15 protein-coding genes and 1 pseudogene are annotated in these 19,054 nt (G+C 67.7%); 9 read left to right on the top strand and 7 right to left on the bottom strand.

All coding sequences use genetic code 11. From position 1 onward, the window contains the following. Positions 1–25 precede the first annotated feature (25 nt). Complete coding sequence (gene recN, locus EV560_RS30780; RefSeq protein WP_131859665.1) at positions 26–1,711, top strand: DNA repair protein RecN; 1,686 nt, start codon at positions 26–28, stop codon at positions 1,709–1,711. 199 nt (positions 1,712–1,910) lie between these two features. On the opposite strand, the gene aidB is transcribed toward recN, so the two are convergent. Beyond that, a complete protein-coding gene (aidB, locus tag EV560_RS30775; protein ID WP_131859664.1) occupies positions 1,911–2,732 on the bottom strand; it encodes an AidB family quorum-quenching N-acyl homoserine lactonase in 822 nt (273 codons plus the stop codon). A gap of 226 nt (positions 2,733–2,958) precedes the next feature. On the opposite strand from aidB, the gene EV560_RS30770 reads away from it, so the two are divergent. Continuing rightward, positions 2,959–4,980, top strand: a complete 2,022-nt coding sequence (locus tag EV560_RS30770) for a DEAD/DEAH box helicase (protein ID WP_131859663.1) — start codon at positions 2,959–2,961, stop codon at positions 4,978–4,980. Positions 4,981–5,034: 54 nt separating this feature from the next. On the opposite strand, the gene EV560_RS30765 is transcribed toward EV560_RS30770, so the two are convergent. The 3 genes from EV560_RS30765 to EV560_RS30755 all read right to left on the bottom strand — a co-directional run bounded on the left by EV560_RS30765 (position 5,035) and on the right by EV560_RS30755 (position 6,675). After that, positions 5,035–5,388: a hypothetical protein gene (locus tag EV560_RS30765; protein ID WP_131859662.1), complete on the bottom strand. Its 354-nt coding sequence runs from the start codon at positions 5,386–5,388 to the stop codon at positions 5,035–5,037. A gap of 4 nt (positions 5,389–5,392) precedes the next feature. Beyond that, positions 5,393–5,701: a hypothetical protein gene (locus tag EV560_RS30760; RefSeq protein ID WP_131859661.1), complete on the bottom strand. Its 309-nt coding sequence runs from the start codon at positions 5,699–5,701 to the stop codon at positions 5,393–5,395. Positions 5,702–5,871: 170 nt separating this feature from the next. Continuing rightward, the gene (locus EV560_RS30755) at positions 5,872–6,675 is read right to left on the bottom strand and encodes a DUF2189 domain-containing protein (RefSeq protein WP_131859715.1); all 804 of its coding nucleotides are present in this window, start codon (positions 6,673–6,675) and stop codon (positions 5,872–5,874) included. Between the two features lie 227 nt (positions 6,676–6,902). Here EV560_RS30755 and ligA point away from each other — a divergent pair, with 227 nt between their 5' ends. Then, positions 6,903–9,053 (top strand): NAD-dependent DNA ligase LigA, encoded by a 2,151-nt coding sequence (gene ligA, locus EV560_RS30750; protein ID WP_131859660.1) that lies wholly within the window; start codon positions 6,903–6,905, stop codon positions 9,051–9,053. 137 nt (positions 9,054–9,190) lie between these two features. Here ligA and pepT read toward each other — a convergent pair whose 3' ends face one another. Beyond that, the gene (gene pepT / locus EV560_RS30745; protein ID WP_131859659.1) at positions 9,191–10,432 is read right to left on the bottom strand and encodes a peptidase T; all 1,242 of its coding nucleotides are present in this window, start codon (positions 10,430–10,432) and stop codon (positions 9,191–9,193) included. A 138-nt stretch (positions 10,433–10,570) separates the two neighbouring features. Here pepT and EV560_RS36800 point away from each other — a divergent pair. Then, a pseudogene (locus EV560_RS36800) lies at positions 10,571–11,710 on the top strand (GGDEF domain-containing protein); the annotation flags it as partial. 56 nt (positions 11,711–11,766) lie between these two features. Here EV560_RS36800 and EV560_RS30735 read toward each other — a convergent pair. After that, entirely contained in the window at positions 11,767–12,771 is a 1,005-nt protein-coding gene (locus EV560_RS30735; RefSeq protein WP_131859657.1) for an AraC family transcriptional regulator, read from the bottom strand. Between the two features lie 72 nt (positions 12,772–12,843). On the opposite strand from EV560_RS30735, the gene EV560_RS30730 reads away from it, so the two are divergent. The 5 genes from EV560_RS30730 to EV560_RS30710 all read left to right on the top strand — a co-directional run bounded on the left by EV560_RS30730 (position 12,844) and on the right by EV560_RS30710 (position 17,023). Continuing rightward, positions 12,844–14,055 carry an MFS transporter gene (locus EV560_RS30730; protein ID WP_131859656.1) on the top strand — a complete coding sequence of 404 codons (1,212 nt, stop codon included), beginning with the start codon at positions 12,844–12,846 and terminating at the stop codon, positions 14,053–14,055. Positions 14,056–14,151: 96 nt separating this feature from the next. Next, entirely contained in the window at positions 14,152–15,015 is an 864-nt protein-coding gene (locus EV560_RS30725) for an AraC family transcriptional regulator (RefSeq protein WP_131859655.1), read from the top strand. 12 nt (positions 15,016–15,027) lie between these two features. Further along, positions 15,028–15,744: an AzlC family ABC transporter permease gene (locus tag EV560_RS30720; RefSeq protein ID WP_131859654.1), complete on the top strand. Its 717-nt coding sequence runs from the start codon at positions 15,028–15,030 to the stop codon at positions 15,742–15,744. After that, positions 15,741–16,040 carry an AzlD family protein gene (locus EV560_RS30715; RefSeq protein WP_131859653.1) on the top strand — a complete coding sequence of 100 codons (300 nt, stop codon included), beginning with the start codon at positions 15,741–15,743 and terminating at the stop codon, positions 16,038–16,040. Before EV560_RS30720 ends, EV560_RS30715 begins: the two co-directional genes overlap by 4 nt. A gap of 20 nt (positions 16,041–16,060) precedes the next feature. Continuing rightward, a complete protein-coding gene (locus EV560_RS30710; protein WP_131859652.1) occupies positions 16,061–17,023 on the top strand; it encodes a PLP-dependent cysteine synthase family protein in 963 nt (320 codons plus the stop codon). Between the two features lie 7 nt (positions 17,024–17,030). On the opposite strand, the gene EV560_RS30705 is transcribed toward EV560_RS30710, so the two are convergent. Then, positions 17,031–18,875 carry an aminopeptidase P family protein gene (locus EV560_RS30705; protein ID WP_131859651.1) on the bottom strand — a complete coding sequence of 615 codons (1,845 nt, stop codon included), beginning with the start codon at positions 18,873–18,875 and terminating at the stop codon, positions 17,031–17,033. Positions 18,876–19,054 lie beyond the last annotated feature (179 nt).

The following is a 19,054-nucleotide window of genomic DNA, read 5'->3' as shown; positions in this document are numbered from 1 at the left end:
GCCACCCGACACCCGGCTGAAACCGATGCTGGCCCAGCTCTCGATCCGTGACATCGTTCTGATTGACCGGCTCGATCTGGCCTTCGGCGCTGGGCTGAGCGTGCTGACCGGCGAGACCGGCGCCGGCAAATCGATTCTACTCGACGGTTTCGCGCTGGCGCTTGGCGGGCGCGGCGATGGCGATCTCGTGCGCCATGGCGAGACGCAGGGGCAGGTCAGCGCCGTGTTCGACCTGCCGCTCGACCATCCCGCCCGCAAGCTGGCGCAGGCGCAGGAGATCGATACCGACGGCGACCTGATCTTGCGCCGGGTGCAATATGCCGATGGCCGCACCCGCGCCTTCGTCAACGACCAGCCGGTCAGCGTCCAGATCCTGCGCATGATCGGAGCTGCGATCGTCGAGATCCACGGCCAGCATGACGACCGGGCGCTGACCGATGCCGCACAGCACCGCGCCATTCTCGACGGGTTCGGCGGGCTCGAGGCGAGGGCCGAAGCGACCGCTGTCGCGAGCGAGACGTTGAAGCGGGCGCGCCAGGCCTTGCAGGCGCAGCGCATCCGGGTCGAGGCCGCGCGCAAGGAGGCCGATTTCCTGCGCCATGCCGTCGCCGAGCTCGGCAAGCTCGCGCCCCAGCCTGGCGAGGAGGAAGCGCTGGCCGCAGAGCGCCAGGCGATGATGCAGGCCGAAAAGGTCTCGCGCGACCTGATCGATTCCTATGAGGCTGTGGGTGGCCAGGCTTCGCCGGTTCCCGCGCTATCGGCCGTGCTGCGCCGCCTGGAGCGGCGTGGCGCGCAGGCGCCGAACCTCATCGACCCGTCGATGGCGGCGCTCAACACCGCGATCGTCGCCCTGGAAGAGGCGGGCGAGACCCTGGCCGCGGCGATGCGCGCGGCGGAATATGATCCGCGCGAGCAGGAGCGGGTCGAGGAACGGCTCTTCGCCCTGCGCGCCGCCGGGCGCAAATTCGATGTGCCGGTCGATGCGCTGGCCGATCTCGCGGCGCGAATGAGCGCGGATCTCGCCGAACTGGACGAGAGCGAGGGCTCGCTGTCGCGGCTGGAAGCCGAACTGGCGAAGGCCGAGGGGCAATATCTCACGCAGGCGCAGGCGCTCTCTGCCGGACGCAAGCAGGCGGCGGCGCGGCTCGACAAGGCGGTCAAGGCGGAACTGCCGCCGCTCAAGCTGGAGCGGGCCCGCTTCATCACCCAGATCGACAGCGACGAGACCGCACGCGGGCCGGAAGGGTTCGACAGGGTCGAGTTCTGGGTCGAGACCAATCCCGGCACGCGGCCCGGCCCGATGATGAAGGTCGCGTCGGGCGGCGAGCTCTCGCGCTTCATGCTGGCGCTGAAGGTCGTGCTGGCCGAACGCGGCTCGGCGCCGACGCTGGTCTTCGACGAGATCGACACCGGCGTCGGCGGCGCGGTGGCGGATGCGATCGGCGAGCGGCTGGCGCGGCTGGCCGGACGGGTGCAGGTGATCTCGGTCACCCATGCGCCGCAGGTCGCGGCCAAGGCCGGCCAGCATTTCCTGATCGCGAAATCGGCGACGGGGGCGGCGGCCGCCGCCAAGACCGTGACCCGCGTGACCCCGCTGATGGACCAGACACGGCGCGAGGAGATCGCGCGCATGCTTGCCGGCGCCTCGATCACGGAAGAGGCGAGGGCGGCGGCCGGGCGGCTCCTGAGCGCGGCAGGCCTGCGCGGCTAGAGCATTTCCGCGTTTCTCCGAACCGCGAAAATTCTCTATCTATTTGTTTTGACGCATTTTCTTCACGCGAACCGGTGTCCACTTCGCTCGAAAATGCTCTAGTTGATCGGACCGGATACCGTGTTCGGTCCTATGATCCAGCTCCTTCGTTTCGCATCGGCTTTTCCGAAAACCGCAGTCCACTTTTCGGGCCGATGCGTTAGGTGGGGGCGATCTCGAAGCCGCTGCCGCTGGAGCGCACCCGGCCAAAGCCGTGGATGTGCCCGCCCGAAACGAGCCAGCCCTCCCGTGCGGATTGCGCGAGCACGTTGCGGCGGGTCGCCGCCGCTATGGCCCGGTCGAGATCATATTCAAGGCCGATATCCGGGTCTGCCGCCTGCAAATCCGCCAGATGCACCGCATCGCCCCAGAGCATCGCGCTCTCCGGTTCACCGCGGATCAGGTAGCCGCAATGGCCGGGCGTGTGCCCCGGCAGGGCATGGAGTTCGATCCCCGGCAGGATCTCGCCCGGGTCGATCAGGCGCACGTGCCCGTCATAGAGCCGAAGCAGGCGTTCCGCGATGTCGAAACCGCCTTGACGCGCTTTCGGCAATGACGCGCGGGCCTGCGCGTCGGTGAAGAAGGCGAAATCGGCGCGCGGGACCCAGATCTCGGCCTGGGGAAAATACGGCTCATCCCCGTCGAACAATCCGAGCGCGTGATCGCCGTGAAGATGGGTGACCAGGACGCGACGGATCTCGCCCGCAGACAGGCCTTCCGCGACCAGGGCAGCGCGGGCATGGCCAAGAGCCTCGCCCCAAGCGGTCCCGGTGCCGGCATCGATCAGCATCGGCCCATCCGGCCCGCGCAGGGCGAAGCAGTTCACATCGATGCTGAAGGCGCGCCGGCCCAATGCCGCAATGGCGGCCTGGCGCGCCTCTGCCCCGGCCGTGTGGGTGAGAACCTTCGAAAATGCCTCGAAGATGCCGTCCTTGAGGAGACGCAGCTCGAACTGGCCGAAGCGGCGCGATGTCCTGTCCATGTCGAGCGGGCCTCCAGTCGCCTGCGCTGCCTAGAGCCGGATCCGATCAGGTTGGATCAACCTGATCGGCGAATCCGCCTCTCAACGATCGATAGACCACGCGCCTGCGGCAGGCTCCATTTCCTTTTGCGCCGATCTGCTCTATGAGCCGCAGCAATGTCGTGGCGTCGCGTATCGCCGCCCCGCACGCGAGGCACGCGTGCCGCAACCCAAGGCCTGACAAGAAATGTCCTTCCTCCCCACGAGCCCGCCGCTCGCGCGTGCGCTCGCCGAACGCAATTACAACGAACCGACCCCGGTCCAGAACGCGGTGCTGGAGGAGGCGGCCGCCGGGCGCGATCTGCTCGTCTCGTCGCAGACCGGCTCGGGCAAGACAGTCGCCTATGGGCTCGCCATCGGCGAGACGCTGCTCGGCGGCGCCGAAACGCTGGGGCGCGCCGGGCAGCCGCTGGCGCTCATCATCGCCCCGACCCGCGAGCTGGCGCTCCAGGTCCAGCGCGAACTGTCCTGGCTCTACAAGCAGGCCGGCGCCCGCGTGATCTCCTGCGTCGGCGGCATGGATCCGCGTCGCGAGGCGGCCCTGCTCGACGAGGGCGCGCATATCGTCGTCGGCACGCCCGGTCGCCTGCGCGACCATATCGAGCGCCATCGGCTCGATGTCTCCGCCCTGAAGGCCGTGGTGCTCGACGAGGCCGACGAGATGCTCGATCTCGGCTTCCGCGACGATCTCGAATTCATCCTGAAGACGGCGCCGGAGGAGCGGCGTAGCCTGCTCTTCTCCGCGACCTTGCCGAAGGCGATCATCGCGCTGGCACAGAACTATCAGCGCGACGCCCTGCGCATCGAGGTCACTGGCGCGGCGCGCGGCCATGCCGATATCGACTACCGTGCGATCCGGGTCTACCCGAAGGAGGCGGAGCTCGCGGTCGTCAATCTGCTGCGCTTCCACGATGCGCCCTGCGCGCTGGTCTTCTGCAACACCCGCAACGCCGTGCGCCATCTCGAGGCGATCCTGCTCGAGCGCGGCTTCTCGGCCGTGGCGCTCTCGGGCGAGCTGAGCCAGAGCGAGCGCAACTCCGCACTGCAAGCCTTGCGCGACGGCCGGGCCCGGGTCTGCGTCGCGACCGATGTCGCGGCGCGCGGCATCGACCTTCCGGGCCTGGAACTCGTGATCCATGCCGAATTGCCGAACGATCCCGAGGTGATGCAGCATCGCAGCGGCCGCACCGGGCGCGCTGGCAAGCGCGGCACGAGCGTGCTCCTGGTGCCGCCCTCGCGCCGGCGCAAGGCGGAGATGCTGCTCGGCGTCGCCGGGGCCGAGGCGACATGGGCCGGTCCCCCGACGCCGGAAGAGATCCGCGCGCTCGATCAGGAGCGGCTGCTCGGCGACCCGCTGCTGAGCGGGGAGAACGCTACAGATGATGCCTCGATGATCGAGGCCCTGCTTGCCGGCCGTTCGGCGCAGGAGATTGCCGCGGCCCTGGTCAGGGTCTATCGCTCGCGCCTGCCGGCGGCGGAAGAGGTCGGCGATCCCAATTATGGGCGCGACGAGCGCAAGCCGCGCGAATATGGCGAACGGCGCGAGTTTGATCGCTCCGACAGCCCGAAATCTGACGGCCCGCGCAAGGCTGGGCCGCGTGGCGAGACCGTCTGGTTCCGCCTGAATATCGGCCGCAAGGATGGAGCCGATCCGCGCCAGCTCCTGCCGATGCTGTGCCGGCGCGGCAAGATCACACGCGACGAGGTCGGCGCCATCCGCATCTTCGACCGCGAGACCAAGGTCGAGATCGATGCCGATGTTGCGGAGCGCTTCGCGTCGCTCGCAGGGGCTCCCGATCGCGACCGGATCACGATCGAGCAGGTTTTCGGCGAGGGCGAGCGGCGGCCAGCCAAGCCCTTTGGCGAGAAGGCGAGCCATGGCGCCGAGACGAGGGTGCAGCGCGAGCATCGCGACGAGGAGCGCTCCCATTCCGGAGCGCCCAAGCGCAAGCCCTATGAAGGCAAGGGCAAGCCGTTTGGCGCGGCGAAATCCTACGATCCGGTGCGCGCTGATCGTGAGCCGCAAGGCGACGGCGCCTTCAAGCCGGGCGGGAAGCCGCATTCCGGCAAGCCCGGCGGCAAGCCGTTCGCCAAGCCGTTTGCCGGAGCCAAGCCGCGCTTCGAGCAGCGCGACGATGGGCGCGGTGCGGGTGGACCGGGAGGGAAGCCGTTCAAGCGCAAGAAGCCGCGCGGAGATGAGCGCCGCTGAGCGCGCGGCTGGAGCGTCGCGCTCTGCTCTGCCACATTCGGTCTGCAGCTGGGCTCAGCGCAGGCCGAGGAAGGACAGAATAGCCAGAACGACGACGATCAGTCCGACGATGTAAATGATGTTGTTCATGAAACGCCCCAGCTTGAAATCGACTGCCGCGCTCCCGTGAAACCACTGCGACACGGGACGGACGTTGCTTGAACCGACTTTGACGGCAAAGGTTCCGAACTGTCGGATCGCGACGCTGATCAACGATGATGACGCGGGGCAGCTTTCGGCGATCGGGCTCCCGGCCTCGCTGCCGATCGTGCCGGCGGTCGACATGGCGTGGCGCGATATGGCGACCGAGCAATGCTGGCGACGCGAACAGGAGCCGGATCGCTCCGGCTCCTGCTCGCCGATCTGCATCGGCTTAGCGGCAGATGGTGACCGGGCGGACGACCATGCCGATGCCGGGGACGAAGCCGCGGCGATAAACCCTGTAGCAGCCGCCGAAATAGGCGCCGGTATAGGCGGGACGGAAGCCCCAGCCGCGATGGCCCCAGCCGCCATGGCGGTGATGACCCCAGCCCTTGCCGACATGGCCGTGGTGGCCACCCTTGCCGTGCCAGCCGGGCGCGGCTTCAGCCGAGGTCGCGGTGGCGAGCGAGCCAGCAACGAGGGCGCCGGTGCCGAGGACGACGGCGGCGGCGAGAGCGGTGAAGCTCGTGCGAACGGACATGGGGATCTCCCTTGCTTGCGCTTGCGAGGTCCGCAGCACGCGGCCTCATGCCCGTTGGTCGCGGCGAGGCGCGAGCCGGTTCAAAGCGGCGCAAGACTTTTTCGGGAGATCCAGGAATTCTTGTGAGACCATTGCGGCCGGACGCGTGTTCGCCCGGCCGCGGGGGCAGCCTATTTCTCGACGACCTTGCGGTAGAGGTGCCAGGTCGCATGGCCGAGGATCGGCATGACGATGATCAGGCCGACCAGCACGGGCAGGCAGCCGAGGACGAGCAGCCCGGTGACCATCAGGCCCCAGATCAACATGACCCGCGGATTAGCCTCGACCGCCGAGATCGAGGTCCGGATCGCAGTCGCCAGATCGACATGCTTGTCGATGATCAGCGGGAAGGAGATCACCGAGATCGAGAAGGCGGTGATAGCGAAGAGCGCGCCGAGCGCATTGCCGGCGACGATCAGTGTCCAGCCATTCACCGTGGTCAGCACGTCGGTCATGAAGGCTTCGATCGAGGTCAGCGGCGCGTCGCCGAGCAGCCAGCGATAGAGCACCCAGGCGACAATCAGCCAGGACAGGAAGAGACCGGTCAGGATTGCGCCGAGCGCGGCGATCGTACCGATCGAGCGCGACCTGAACAACGCGAAGGCATGGCCCCAGGAGGAGTTCATGCCGCGCTCGCGGCGCCGGCTGATCTCGTAGAGCCCGATCGCGGCGAAGGGGCCGAGCAGCGCGAAGCCTGCCACCAGCGGGAAAAGCAGGGGGAAGATGTTGTAGCTCACCGTGAGCTGGGCGAGCAGCACGCCCGCGATGGGGTAGATCAGGGCGACGAAGAGGATATGGCTCGGCTGTGCCTTGAAATCCTCGTAGCCGCGCCAGAGCGCGTCATACAGGTCGGCGACTGTGATGGTGCGCACGCGTGGATCTGCAACGTGCAATGGATGCCCGGCGAGTTCACGTCGTTCAGCATTGGAGATCATACCGTCGAGATTTGCCATGGCGTTCCTCCGGTTCCGGCCCGGTTCACCAGCAGCGTCCTGACGCGATCCTTGGTTCACGCGCCGCAGGCGTCGAGCATCCAATTCCCAGCGCGAGCATTATACGCCTGATGACGGTACTTGTCGCAGTCGGATGCGAAGAAAAGCGGGAACCTTGCCGCTGTTCCGGCAGCCTTCCGCAGTCCCCGCAACTCGCCTATGAAAATGCCATGAGCGAAGAAGCTGAATCCGCCCCGGTCACCGATCTCACGCCACGCCAGGCCAAGGCCGAGCACAAGCTGCTCGCGGCCGAGGTGGCGGCGGCCAACAACGCCTATTTCCAGGATGACGCGCCGATCCTCGACGACGCCGTCTACGACGCCAAGCGACGGCGTCTCAATGCCCTGGAGGAGGCCTTTCCGGAGCTCAAGGGCAAGGCGGCGCTCAGCGATGCCGTGGGCGCCAAGCCCTCCGGCAAATTCGCCAAGATCCGGCATCGCGTGCCGATGCTGTCGCTCAACAACGCCTTTGCCGACGAGGATATCGTCGACTTCGTCGGGCGGGTGCGGAGTTTCCTCGGCCGCAAGGACGAGAGCGCGATCGCCTTCACCGCCGAGCCCAAGATCGACGGGCTCTCGCTCTCGCTGCGCTTCGAGAAGGGCGCACTGGTCTATGCCGCGACGCGCGGCGATGGCGAGGAGGGCGAGGACGTCACGATCAACGCCCGCACCATGGCGGAAATCCCGAAGACGCTGACCGGCGACGATGTGCCGGAGGTCGCCGAAGTCCGAGGCGAGGTCTATCTCGGCCATGCCGATTTCGCTGCCATCAATCAGGTTCAGCGCGACAAGGGCGAGCGCGAATTCGCCAATCCGCGCAATGCCGCGGCCGGTTCGCTGCGCCAGCTGGACGCGTCGATCACCGCCGCGCGGCCGTTGCGCTTTTTCGCCTATGCCTGGGGCGAGATGTCGGCCCTGCCGGCCGATACCCAGTTCGGCGTGGTCGAGGCCTTCAAGCGCTGGGGCTTCCGCACCAACCCGCTGATGCGTCGCTGCGTGAGCACGGAAGAGCTGCTGGCGCATTATCGCGCCATCGAGGCCCAGCGTGCGACGCTCGGCTACGATATCGACGGCGTGGTCTACAAGGTCGACGAGCTGGCGCTACAGGCCCGGCTCGGCTTCGTTTCGCGGGCGCCGCGCTGGGCGATCGCGCATAAATTCCCGGCGGAGCTTGCGACCACCGTCCTTGAAGCGATCGATATCCAGGTCGGCCGCACCGGCTCGCTCTCGCCGGTGGCGCGGCTGAAGCCGGTCACGGTCGGCGGCGTCGTCGTCACCAACGCGACGCTGCACAATGAGGACTACATCCGCGGCTTCGATTCCAAGGGCCAGCCCATCCGCGACGGCGCCGATATCCGCATCGGCGACACCGTGACGGTCAAGCGCGCGGGCGATGTGATCCCTCGTGTCGAGGCTGTCGATCTCAGCAAGCGGCCGAGCGACTCACAGCCCTATGTCTTCCCGACGCTCTGTCCGGTCTGCGGCAGCCACGCGACACGCGAGGTCAATCCGCGCACGGGCAAGGAGGATGCGGTGCGGCGCTGCACCGGCGGCCTGATCTGCGAGGCGCAGACGGTCGAGCGGCTCAAGCATTTCGTCTCGCGTGATGCGCTCGACATCGATGGGCTCGGCGACAAGCAGATCGAGTTCTTCCATGCCGATCCCGACCTGCCGGTGCGCGAGCCGGCCGATATCTTCACGCTCGCGGCGCGCGATGGCGTGAACCTGAAGAAGCTCAAGGACAAGGAAGGCTTTGGCGCGACGAGCGTGAAGAAGCTGTTCGACGCGATCGAGGATCGGCGCTCGCCGCCGCTGAACCGCTTCATCTTCGGGCTGGGCATCCGCCATATCGGCGAGACCACGGCGCGGCTGCTGGCGCGGCATTTCGGTTCGTTCGAGGCTCTGCGAGCGGTCGGCAGCGCGACCGATCCCGACGCGCCGGAGCGCCAGGCGCTGGATGCGATCGACGGCATCGGCCCGACCGTGGTCGAGGCGCTCGCGCAGTTCTTCGGCGAGCCGCACAACCAGCAACTGCTCGACCGGCTGCTGGCGCAAGTGACGCCGCAGCCGCTGGAGGCGGTCGCCTCGGTCAGCCCGGTCGCCGGCAAGACGGTGGTCTTCACCGGCGCGCTCGAGCGCATGACCCGCGACGAGGCGAAGGCGATGGCCGAGCGGCTCGGCGCGAAGGTGGCAGGCTCGGTCTCGTCGAAGACGGATATCCTGATCGCCGGGCCGGGTGCCGGCTCCAAGCTCAAGGACGCCGCCAAGCACGGCGTGCAGGTGATCGACGAGGCCGGCTGGTTCGAGCTGGTCGGCGGGTAGGGCGGCCCAAAGTCGTCATTGCGAGGAGCATAGCGACGAAGCAATCCAGGAGGACGTAGAGCGAGCCCCCTGGATTGCTTCGCGGAGCCTGTACTCGGGCTTGCCGAAGGCAAGACCCGGATGCCCGCAATGATGTTTCAGGCTGCGGTCTTCGTCCGCTCCGCCGCCAATGTGCAGATCATCCGGGCGACTTCGTAGGACTTCTCGAAGGCCGGGACGGGCAGGAACTCATAGCGCGAGTGGAAATTATAGGCGCCGGTGAAGAAGTTCGGTGTCGGCAGGCCACGCGGTGACAGGGCCGCGCCATCCGTGCCGCCGCGCATCGGGATCTGCTTCGGCCTGATCTGCAGCCTCTCCAGTGCGCCGAAGAGCAGGTCGACCGAGCGGCGGTCCTCGCCCAGGCTGTCATGGATGTTGCCATAGGTGTCGGTGATCTTGCACTCGACCCGGCCTGTCGGGTAGCGCGCCGCGATGTCCTCGGCGACCTCGGCGACGCGGCGCTTGCGCCAGGCGAAGCGCTCCTTGTCGAAATCGCGGATCAGCATCTGCAGGCGGGCTTCGCTGGCGTTGGCCGCGATCGCGTTGAACCAGAAATAGCCCTCGCGGCCTTCGGTGTTCTCGGGCGTCTCGGCGCGGTCGAATTGGCCGATGAAGTCGTGCGCCATCAGGAGCGGATTGACCATGACCCCCTTGGCCGACATCGGATGGGCGCTGACGCCGGTGAAGGTGATCTCGCCGGCAGCGGCGTTGAAGGTCTCGATCACGACCTCGCCGAGCTCGCAGCAGTCGATCGTATAGGCGAAGTCGCAGGCGAAGCGGGCGAGATCGAGCACTTTCGAGCCGCGCAGGCCGATCTCCTCGTCAGGCACGAAGGCGACGAGGATGTCGCCATGCGCGTCCTGCGGCCCGAGCGTGGCGAGGAGCGTCATCACCACCGTGACGGCAGCCTTGTTGTCGGCGCCGAGCACGCTCGTGCCATCGCTGGCGATGATGTCGGCACCCGTCCAGTCGCGCAGACCGGGATGCTCGGCGAGGCGCAGCCAGACGTCCTGCTCGCGGTTGAGACAGAGATCCTCGCCCTCGAAGCGCAGCACTTGCGGGCGGACCACCGCCGAGAGCCCGGCGTCGAACGTGTCGAGATGGGCGATGAAGCCGATCTTCGCTGCGCCCGGCACGGTGCCGCGCTTCAGCGCCGTGACGGTGGCGTGCTCATCAATGACGATGTTCTCCAGCCCGAGCGCCCGCAGCTCTTCGGCCAGCAGTTCGGCGAGACGCTGCTGGCCCGGCGTGCTCGGCAACGAGGCGGATTTCGCATTGCTCTGGCTCTCGACCGCGGCATAGCGGAAGAAGCGCTCGATCAGCTGCTCGCGAATGCTCATGTCGGCTCCACCATTCGTCGGTACGGCGAGTTCTGACGAACGACCGGCAGCCTGTAAATCGCTGCAGCGGACATGCCGCCCGGATGGCTGCCGCATGCCCGATCGCAGTAGTCCTCCGTTAACCGAAACTTTGCGAGGATGTCCCATGTTGCGGCGCGCGTAAGGGGGCCGCCCTCAATGAACACGATGGTGAGCCTGGGCTTCGTGCAAGCCAGCATCTTCGCGTTCCTGGCCGGCCTGAGCGTCGCGATCTATTTCGGCCTGCGCCGGCAATCATCGCTCGCCTGGCTCGCGGCGGCGATGTTCATCGGCAGCATCGTCATCCTGATCCTCAGCCAGTCGAACGGCACGGTCCTCGAGCAACTCGCGGTGATCTTGCTCCTGCCCTCCGCCTATCTCTGCTTCGGACAGGCCGCCGGGCTTGTGGTCGGCGAACCGCGCGCGTATCCGGGGCTGCTCGCGACGGTGGCCGGCCTGGCGGGCGTCTCCCTCCTGCTGCTGCTTGCCGGCATTCCATTCATCTACCAGACCCTGCCATTCCAGCTGGCATGCGGGCTGGCGGTCTGCGACAGCCTCATCAGGCTGTTCCGGGCTCCCGGCAGGCGGGTGCTGGACATTTGCCTCATGCTCGCCCTGGCCGGCATCGCCGGCGCCTTCTTCCTGCGGTTGCCGTTCTTCCCCGTGCTGTTCGACAGCGCCGCCACCTATCCGTCGATCAGGGATTCGTCGTTCGAGAGCATGCTGTTGCGCCTCACGGCGATCGTGACGCCCCCGGCCGTCTTCCTGCTGCTGGCCAAGATCATCGGAGGCGTGATCACGACCTACCGCACCCGCTCGGAGCGGGACGGACTCACCGGATTGTTCAATCGTCTCGCCTTCGACGAGATGATCCGGGACGGCCGTTCGGGCGGTGGCGCCCTTATCCTCTGCGATATCGACTACTTCAAGCAGGTCAATGATCGCTACGGCCATCACGTCGGCGATGAGATCCTGTGCAGCTTCGCCGTGCTGCTGGCACGGACCGGCCAGCCCGCCGCCCGCGTCGGCGGCGAGGAGTTCGCCCTGCTGCTGCCGCGCCGGAGCGCAGCCGAGGCCGCCGAACTGGCGGGCATGCTGTGCGTTCGCTTCCATGCCGCCAGCCATCCGCTCATTGCCGCCGATCACAGGCTGAGCGCGAGTTTCGGCGTCGCGAGTTACGAGTCCGGCGACCTGCTTCGGGATGTTCTCACGCGCGCGGATTCCGCGCTCTACCGGGCCAAGCACAACGGCCGCAACCGTGTCGAGATCCATGAGGATGGTGCCGCGGCCGGCAGCGCCCGGACCGAGCCACTCGGCTACGAGCCTGCGAATTGCTGCGGCGGGGCAGCCGCGGGCCTCGTCTCGCCATCGCCTGTCTCCGGCTCCGCGCGAAAATGGCTCGGCGCCTTGCCGATGACGCGCTTGAAGGCGCGGCTGAAGGAAGCTTCCGATTCATAGCCGAGCCGGCGCGCCACCACGGCGATCTTGAGCTTGTCGCGCACCAGCCATTGCCGGGCCTGGCGCATCCTGACCTGCAGGACATAGCGGGCCGGCGTCTCGCCGACGACGCTGGCGAAGCGTTCGGCAAAGGCGGAACGCGAGGCGTGCATCACCCTGGCGAGCGACTCGACCGTCCAATCCTCCTGCGGGTTGAGATGGACCGCGGCGAGCACCCGGCCGATATCCGGATCGCGCGCCGCGGCGACCCAGCCGCTGGCATCACCGCAGCCGCGCTCGACCCAGGAGCGAATAATGCTGGCAGCGACGACATCGGCGAGCCGCGTCAGGATGCTGCCGGCGCCGACCCGGTCGAGCGCCAGCTCGCAGGCCATGGTCTTCAACAGGGGCGAGATGCCGGGCTCGTGAGCGGCGAATTCATGCACCCACATCAGCTCCGGCATCATCCGCAGAAACGGGTGCTGGCCGTCGACGTTGAAATTCATGCTGCCGCTGAAGAACAGGCTCTCCTCGCCACTGCCGCCGCCGCGCGCCTCGGCGATGTCGCCGCAGACCGTCTGGAACTGGCAGCAGGCGAGCGGCGCGGTGCAGGCATTGGGCGCGCTCGCCAGCGCGTGCTCGACACCGCGCGGCAGCAGCACGGCATCGCCCGGCTGGAGTTGCACCCATTCGTTTTCCGGTGTGCGCAGGAAGCAGCCGCTCTCCGCGACGAAATGGAAACGCGCCGCCTGCTGCGCCGGGAAGAGCAGGCCCCAGGGCGCCGCCATCTGGTAACGCGCGTAGTCGACGCCATCGAGCCGCAGGCCGCGCAGCATCTCGGTCAACGGGTCGGCACTGCCAGTTTTGGACGAATGGTCAAGCATTGTGGGTTTTCTAGCATGGAATGTCCAGCGGGTCATTGCCAATTTCCCGGCCTGACCTTTCCGGAGATGCCCATGTCCGATTCCCTATCCGCCACAGTCCAGGATCTCGACGCGCTTCCCGATGCCGATGAGCGGAGCCCGGCCTGGGCGGCCGTGCTTGCGCTCGCGCTCGGCGTGTTCGGCCTCGTCACCGCCGAATTCCTGCCCGCCAGCCTGTTGACGCCGATCGCCGCCGATCTCGGCATCAGCGACGGCGCAGCCGGGCAGACCGTGACCGCGACCGCCCTGATCGGCGCGGTTGCCGGGCTCTTCACCCCGATCGTGACCGGACGCCTCGACCGGCGCCTAGTGATGTGGGCGCTGACCGGCCTGCTGATCGTATCGAGCGTGCTTGCGGCGCTGGCCAACGGCCTGACCATGCTGCTCGTCGCGCGCCTCTTGCTCGGCATCGGCATTGGCGGCTTCTGGTCGATGGCCGGCGCCATGGCGATGCGGCTCGTTCCGTCGCGGCTCGTTCCGCGGGCGATGTCGCTGATCTTCACCGGCGTCTCGGTCGCGACCGTCAGCGCCGCGCCGATCGGCGCCTATCTCGGCGGACTGATCGGTTGGCGCATGGTCTTCACGCTTGCGGCGCTGATCGGCGTCGTCACCCTGGTCGCGCAGCTCGCGACCTTCCCACGCATGCCGCCGCAGGGTGCGCCGAGTGCGCGCACGCTCGTGGAGCTGCTGGGGCGGCCGGGTGTCAGGCTGGTGCTGCTCACGATCCTGCTCTGCATTTCCGGGCATTTCGCCGGCTTCACCTATGTCCGTCCCTTCCTGGAGCAGGTGCCCGCCCTTTCCGTCGAGATGATCTCGCTTGTCCTGCTCGCCTATGGCGTCGGCGGCTTCTTCGGCAATTTCGCGGGGGCGGCGGTGGTCGAGCGCAGCGCCAAAGCCTCGGTCGTCACCGGCGCCCTGCTGATCGCCGTGATGGCGCTCGGGCTGACCCTCTTCGGTGCATCGCTGCCGGTTTCGGCCGTTGGCGTCGCGTTCTGGGGCTTCGCCTTCGGCATGATCCCGGTCGGCGTCCAGACCTGGATCATCCGCGCCGCGCCTGATCAGGCGGAGGCGGCGAGCGGGCTCATCGTCGCGGCCTTCCAGATCGCGATCGCCAGCGGCGCGGTCTTCGGCGGGCTGCTCGTCGACCATCTCGGTGCGCTCGGCGCCATCGGCTATTGCGGCCTCGGCACGTTGCTCGGCGCACTGCTCGCGCTGTCGGCGCGGCGCGGACAAGCGGCCCTCTGAGACCTCGGTCTGGGGAGCCTGATGGCGACGGTCGCGTGATCGTCGCCATCACTTTTCTTCAAGACACGATTGCGGCGCGGCGGCATATGATCGCGCATGGATGCGATTTCGCAGATCGAAGCGCTCGGCATCGAGCCCCTGGCCGCCGATGAGCGGGCGGTGCTGTTTCCGGCCCGCCGCTTCGACGGGCTCGACTGCCTGTCGGCGACGTTCCAGCGCCATACCTATGCGCCGCATCTGCACGAGACCTATGTGCTCGGCACGATCGAGACCGGCTGCGAGAGTTTCAGCGTGCGCGGGGTGAAGCATTATGCGCGCCCCGAGCACCTGACCTTCGTCAATCCGCTCGAAACCCATGACGGTGCGCCGCACGAGGGCGGCTACAGCTATCGCATGACCTATCCGAGCGTCGTGCTGATGCGCGAGGTCGCGGCCTCGCTGGCCGGGCGCGAGGTCGCGGGCACGCCCTTCTTCCGCGCGCCGCTGATCCACGATCCCGAGGGCGCGCTGCTCTTTCGCGAGGCTCACCGCACCATCGAGGCGGGGCTCGACCTGCTTGCCGGCGAGGAGATGCTGCTGCGCTTCTATGCGCGCTGCCTCGCCCGCCATGCCGATTGGCCGGTCGCGCCGCTCGGCCGCGAGGCTATCCATGTCGCCCGTGCGCGCGATCTGATCGAGACGCATTACGACGAGGATCTCTCCCTCGCGGAGATTGCCCGGCTGAGCGGGCTGGCGCGGCATCATCTCATCCGTGCCTTCCGGCGGGAGACCGGGCTGACGCCGCATGCCTATCTCGTCGATGTCCGGGTCCGGCGAGCGCGCGACCTGCTTTCGCGGGGCGAGCGGCCCGGCGATGTCGCCGCCGCGACCGGATTCTGCGACCAGGCGCATCTGACCCGCGCCTTCAAGGCGCGCTATGCGCTGACGCCTGGCGCCTTTCGCGCCGCCCATCTCATCTGAAACGGCTCACTCATGTCTGTCCTGGACGATGCCCGCCTGGGCCTCAGCGATATCTGGCCTGCAATGGTTGCCGCGATACCGGTCGGCCTGCTGCTCGGGGCGCTCGCCGCCGGCAAGGGGCTCTCGCCGCTCGAAGTGTTCCTGATGGGGGCATTCGTCTTCGCCGGCGGGGCGCAGTTCGCCGCGGTCGAGCTCTGGACCCAACCGGCCCCGGTCTGGGCGCTGGTGTTCTCGACCTTGCTGATCAATGCCCGCCATATCCTGATGAGCGCCTCGCTGGTGCCGAAGCTGAACGGCTTCAACACAGTCCAGAAGCTCCTGGGCCTCTACTACATGGCCGACGAGAACTGGGCGCTGGCGGAAAAGCGGGCCCGCTCGCGCGCGCTCAGCCCGGCCTACTGGTTCGGCATGGCCTTGCCCTTCGTTTGCTGCTGGCTGACCACGACGACCCTCGGGGCGATCGTCGGCGCGGCCTTTGGCGATCCGAAGCGGCTCGGTGCCGATTTCGCCTTCACGGCGCTGTTCATTGCGCTCACCGCCTCGTTCTGGAAGGGCAGGGTGACGTTCTGGACCGTCGCGGCGGCCGGGGCTGCCTCGGCGCTGACCTACAAGCTCGCCGGCCCGCCCTGGCATGTCGCGGCGGGGGCTCTTTGCGGGCTGCTCGCCGCCTGGCTCGCCGCCGGTGACGAAGGCGAGGTGCAGTCCGTCAGCGAAGGAGCGCAGCCGTGACGCTCGATCCACTGAACCTCGTCGCCATCCTCGGGATGGCGCTCGTGACCTATTTCACCCGCATCGCCGGCCTGGCGCTGGCGGGGCGGCTCGATCTCTCACCGCGTGCGCAGGCCGCCTTCGATGCGATCCCGCCGGCCGTGCTGATCGCGGTGATCGCACCGAGTGCGCTGGCGACCGGCTGGGCCGAGACGGGAGCGACCGTGGTGGCAGCGCTCGCTGCGACGCGACTGCCCTTGCTGGGGGTGGTCGCGGTCGGCGTCGCGGCGGTCGTTGCCTTGCGCCTGGTGGTCTGAGACCGGTCGGGAGAGAAACCATGCGCGCCGTGATGAACTCCGTCGTCGAGGCCATCGGCGACACGCCGCTGGTGCGGCTCGACCGGCTGACGCGGCATGCAGGCGTCGAGGGCACGATCCTCGCAAAGCTCGACTACCTCAATCCCGGCTTTTCGAAGAAGGACCGCGCCGCGCTCGGCATCATCGAGGAGGCCGAGCGTGCCGGCACGCTGAAGCCAGGGCAGACCGTGGTCGAACTCACCTCCGGCAACATGGGCACGGGGCTCGCCATCGTCTGCGCGATCCGGGGCTATCCTTTCGTCGCCGTGATGTCGAAGGGCAATTCGGAAGAGCGCGCGCGAATGATGCGAGCACTGGGGGCGGAGGTGATTCTCGTCGATCAATTGCCCGGCTCGGTGCCAGGGCAGGTCTCGGGCGGCGATCTCGAACTCGTCGACCGGGAAGCGAAGCGGATCACGCAGGAACGTAGCGCCTTCCGCGCCGACCAGTTCCATCGCGACGGCAACTGGCTTGCGCATTACCGCACGACCGGGCCGGAACTCTGGCAGGCAAGTGGCGGCGCGATCGAGGTCTTCGCCGATTTCATCGGTTCCGGCGGCAGCTATGCCGGGGTGACCAGGGCGCTGAAGGAGCGCGATCCAGCGATCCGCTGCTATGTCGTCGAGCCGGACGGGGCCGCGGCGGCGGCGGGAGAGCCCGTGTCGCGGCCTGACCATCCGATCCAGGGTGGCGGCTACGCGATGGCGGATCTCGCCTTCCTGAAACATCTTCCGGTCGACGGCTATCTGCAGGTCTCGGGCGAGCAGGCACGCGAGACTGCCCGGCTTCTCGCTCGTCTCGAAGGTATCTTCGGCGGCTTCTCGGCTGGCGCCAACGTCGCCGCCGCGCTGCAACTGCTTGGCGGCGCCGAGGCCGGCAGGACCATCGCCGTGGTCATCTGCGATTCCGGGCTGAAGTACCTTTCGACCGATCTTTGGGGCTGACGAGGCGTCACAAAGGCAAGCAGGCCTGCTCGAGCCACGCCTTCGCCTCGCCCTCCATGAGCGGCGCGAGATTGCTCCAGACCTGGGCGTGATAGGCGTTGATCCAGGCGATCTCGCCCTCGTCCAGCAGCGAGAGATCGATCAACGCCCGCTCATAGGGCGCCCAGGTGATGGTCTCGAAGCCATAGATGGTGCGGTCGCCGCCCGGGATCTGGCGCTCCTCGACGACGATCAGGTTCTCGATGCGGATGCCGTACTCGCCGGTCTTGTAGTAGCCGGGCTCGTTGGAGAGGATCATGCCCGGTTCCAGCGGTGTGGTGCCGAGCTTGGAGAGCCGCTGCGGCCCCTCATGCACCGAGAGATAGCTGCCGACGCCATGGCCGGTGCCGTGGTCGAAATCCAGGCCTGCCTGCCAGAGCGGCAGCCGCGCCAGAGCGTCGAGCTGCGCGCCTGACGTACCCTTGACGAAGACGACGCGCGAAATCGCGACATGGCCCTTGAGCACGCGGGTGTAGCGGTCGCGCATCTCGGCCGTCGGCTCGCCGATCGCCATGGTGCGGGTGATGTCGGTCGTGCCGTCTTCGTACTGACCGCCGGAATCGACCAGGAAGATGCCGGGCTCGATCCTGCGGTTGCTCTGCTCGCTGACGCGGTAATGCGGCAGGGCGGCATTGGGACCGGCGCCCGCGATGGTGGTGAAGGAGACATCCTTCAGCAGGCCGGTTCTGGCGCGCTCGTCTTCAAGCGCGGCTACGGCATCGATCTCGGTGAGCCCGCCCTTCGGCGCCTCACGCGCGAGCCAATGCAGGAAGCGCACGATCGCGGCGCCATCGCGCAGATGGGCTGCACGCGTGCCTTCGAGCTCGGCCGTATTCTTCCTCGCCTTCATCAGCGCGATCGGATCCGTTCCGGCATCGGGCGTGCCCCCTGCATCGCGGATCAGCATGGCCAGTGCGGCCGCCGCCGTGCCGGCGTCGAGCCGGACCTTGGCCTTGGCGGCACCGAGCGCCTCGATCTGCTTCTGCAGCGCCGCGGGCGGGGCGATCTCGCCCACGGCGCCGATCGCATCGCCTGCCTCGTTCGTCACCTTCTCCGGCTCGAGGAAGACCGTCGGCCGGCCCTCGCGCGGCACGATGGCGTAGCCGAGCGGCAGCGGCGTATGCTCGACATCGCCACCGCGGATATTGAAGGCCCAGGCGAGCGCATGCGGGTCGGAGACCACCAGCGCGTCGACCCTGGCCTTGGTGAGCGCCTCCTGGATGCGGGCGAGCTTGCTTGCCGCGGTCTCACCGGCGAATTCGGCGCGATGCGCCCTCACCGGGGCTGCAGGTGGAGCAGGGCGATCGCTCCAGAGCGCATCGATCGGATTGACCTTCACCGCGACGAGCGCGCCGCCGGCCGCAGCGGCCGCCTTTTCGAGCTTTGAGACGCCATCGACCGTGTGAAGCCAGGGGTCGTAGCCGAGCTTGGCGCCGGCCGTCAGATTGAGCTCGACCCAACGGTCGAGCGCCGTCACCTCCATCCTGGTGGGAGTGATGATGGCGGGGTCGGTCTGCTCGGCCGATTGCAAGGTGTAGCGGCCATCGACGATCAACGCCGCCTTGTCCCTGAGGATCACTGCGTTGCCGGCCGAGCCGGTGAAGCCGGTGAGCCAGGCGAGGCGCGCCATGTGGGCCGGCACATATTCACCCTGATGCTCGTCGGCGCGCGGCACGATGAAGCCGTCGAGCCCAAGCTTGGACAGCGCCTGGCGCAAGGCGGCGACGCGCGGGGCCACATGCGCCGGGTCGCTCGGCTCGGAGAAGGACTGGAAGCGGCAGGCGGGATGGACTGAGACAGGCGAGTCGGTCATGGCGGGTCCGGATGCGGGTTTGTCGCATCGTTACGTCTTGACGGTGGGAAGGCCAGCGCAAAAGCGGTTCTGGTTCCGGCCAACTGGTCAGGCCAATCAGCCTTGAATTTAGGCGGCTTGCCTCATAGCTATGCGGCACATGCAACCGTTAACCGCATTTTAGGGGCTGCATGCAGAAA

Source organism: Allobosea sp. BK604 (genome assembly GCF_004341515.1).
In the GTDB taxonomy this organism is placed as follows: Bacteria; Pseudomonadota; Alphaproteobacteria; order Rhizobiales; family Beijerinckiaceae; genus Allobosea.
This window is presented reverse-complemented; position numbering and strand designations above follow the sequence as displayed.

Bases quoted from the DNA above. Each gene is read 5' to 3' on its own strand.
- recN (WP_131859665.1), top strand. From the start codon at position 26: ATGCTGGCCCAGCTCTCGATCCGTGACATCGTTCTGATTGACCGGCTC.
- aidB (WP_131859664.1), bottom strand. From the start codon at position 2,732: ATGGACAGGACATCGCGCCGCTTCGGCCAGTTCGAGCTGCGTCTCCTC.
- EV560_RS30770 (WP_131859663.1), top strand. From the start codon at position 2,959: ATGTCCTTCCTCCCCACGAGCCCGCCGCTCGCGCGTGCGCTCGCCGAA.
- EV560_RS30765 (WP_131859662.1), bottom strand. From the start codon at position 5,388: ATGCAGATCGGCGAGCAGGAGCCGGAGCGATCCGGCTCCTGTTCGCGT.
- EV560_RS30760 (WP_131859661.1), bottom strand. From the start codon at position 5,701: ATGTCCGTTCGCACGAGCTTCACCGCTCTCGCCGCCGCCGTCGTCCTC.
- EV560_RS30755 (WP_131859715.1), bottom strand. From the start codon at position 6,675: ATGATCTCCAATGCTGAACGACGTGAACTCGCCGGGCATCCATTGCAC.
- ligA (WP_131859660.1), top strand. From the start codon at position 6,903: ATGAGCGAAGAAGCTGAATCCGCCCCGGTCACCGATCTCACGCCACGC.
- pepT (WP_131859659.1), bottom strand. From the start codon at position 10,432: ATGAGCATTCGCGAGCAGCTGATCGAGCGCTTCTTCCGCTATGCCGCG.
- EV560_RS30735 (WP_131859657.1), bottom strand. From the start codon at position 12,771: ATGCTTGACCATTCGTCCAAAACTGGCAGTGCCGACCCGTTGACCGAG.
- EV560_RS30730 (WP_131859656.1), top strand. From the start codon at position 12,844: ATGTCCGATTCCCTATCCGCCACAGTCCAGGATCTCGACGCGCTTCCC.
- EV560_RS30725 (WP_131859655.1), top strand. From the start codon at position 14,152: ATGGATGCGATTTCGCAGATCGAAGCGCTCGGCATCGAGCCCCTGGCC.
- EV560_RS30720 (WP_131859654.1), top strand. From the start codon at position 15,028: ATGTCTGTCCTGGACGATGCCCGCCTGGGCCTCAGCGATATCTGGCCT.
- EV560_RS30710 (WP_131859652.1), top strand. From the start codon at position 16,061: ATGCGCGCCGTGATGAACTCCGTCGTCGAGGCCATCGGCGACACGCCG.
- EV560_RS30705 (WP_131859651.1), bottom strand. From the start codon at position 18,875: ATGACCGACTCGCCTGTCTCAGTCCATCCCGCCTGCCGCTTCCAGTCC.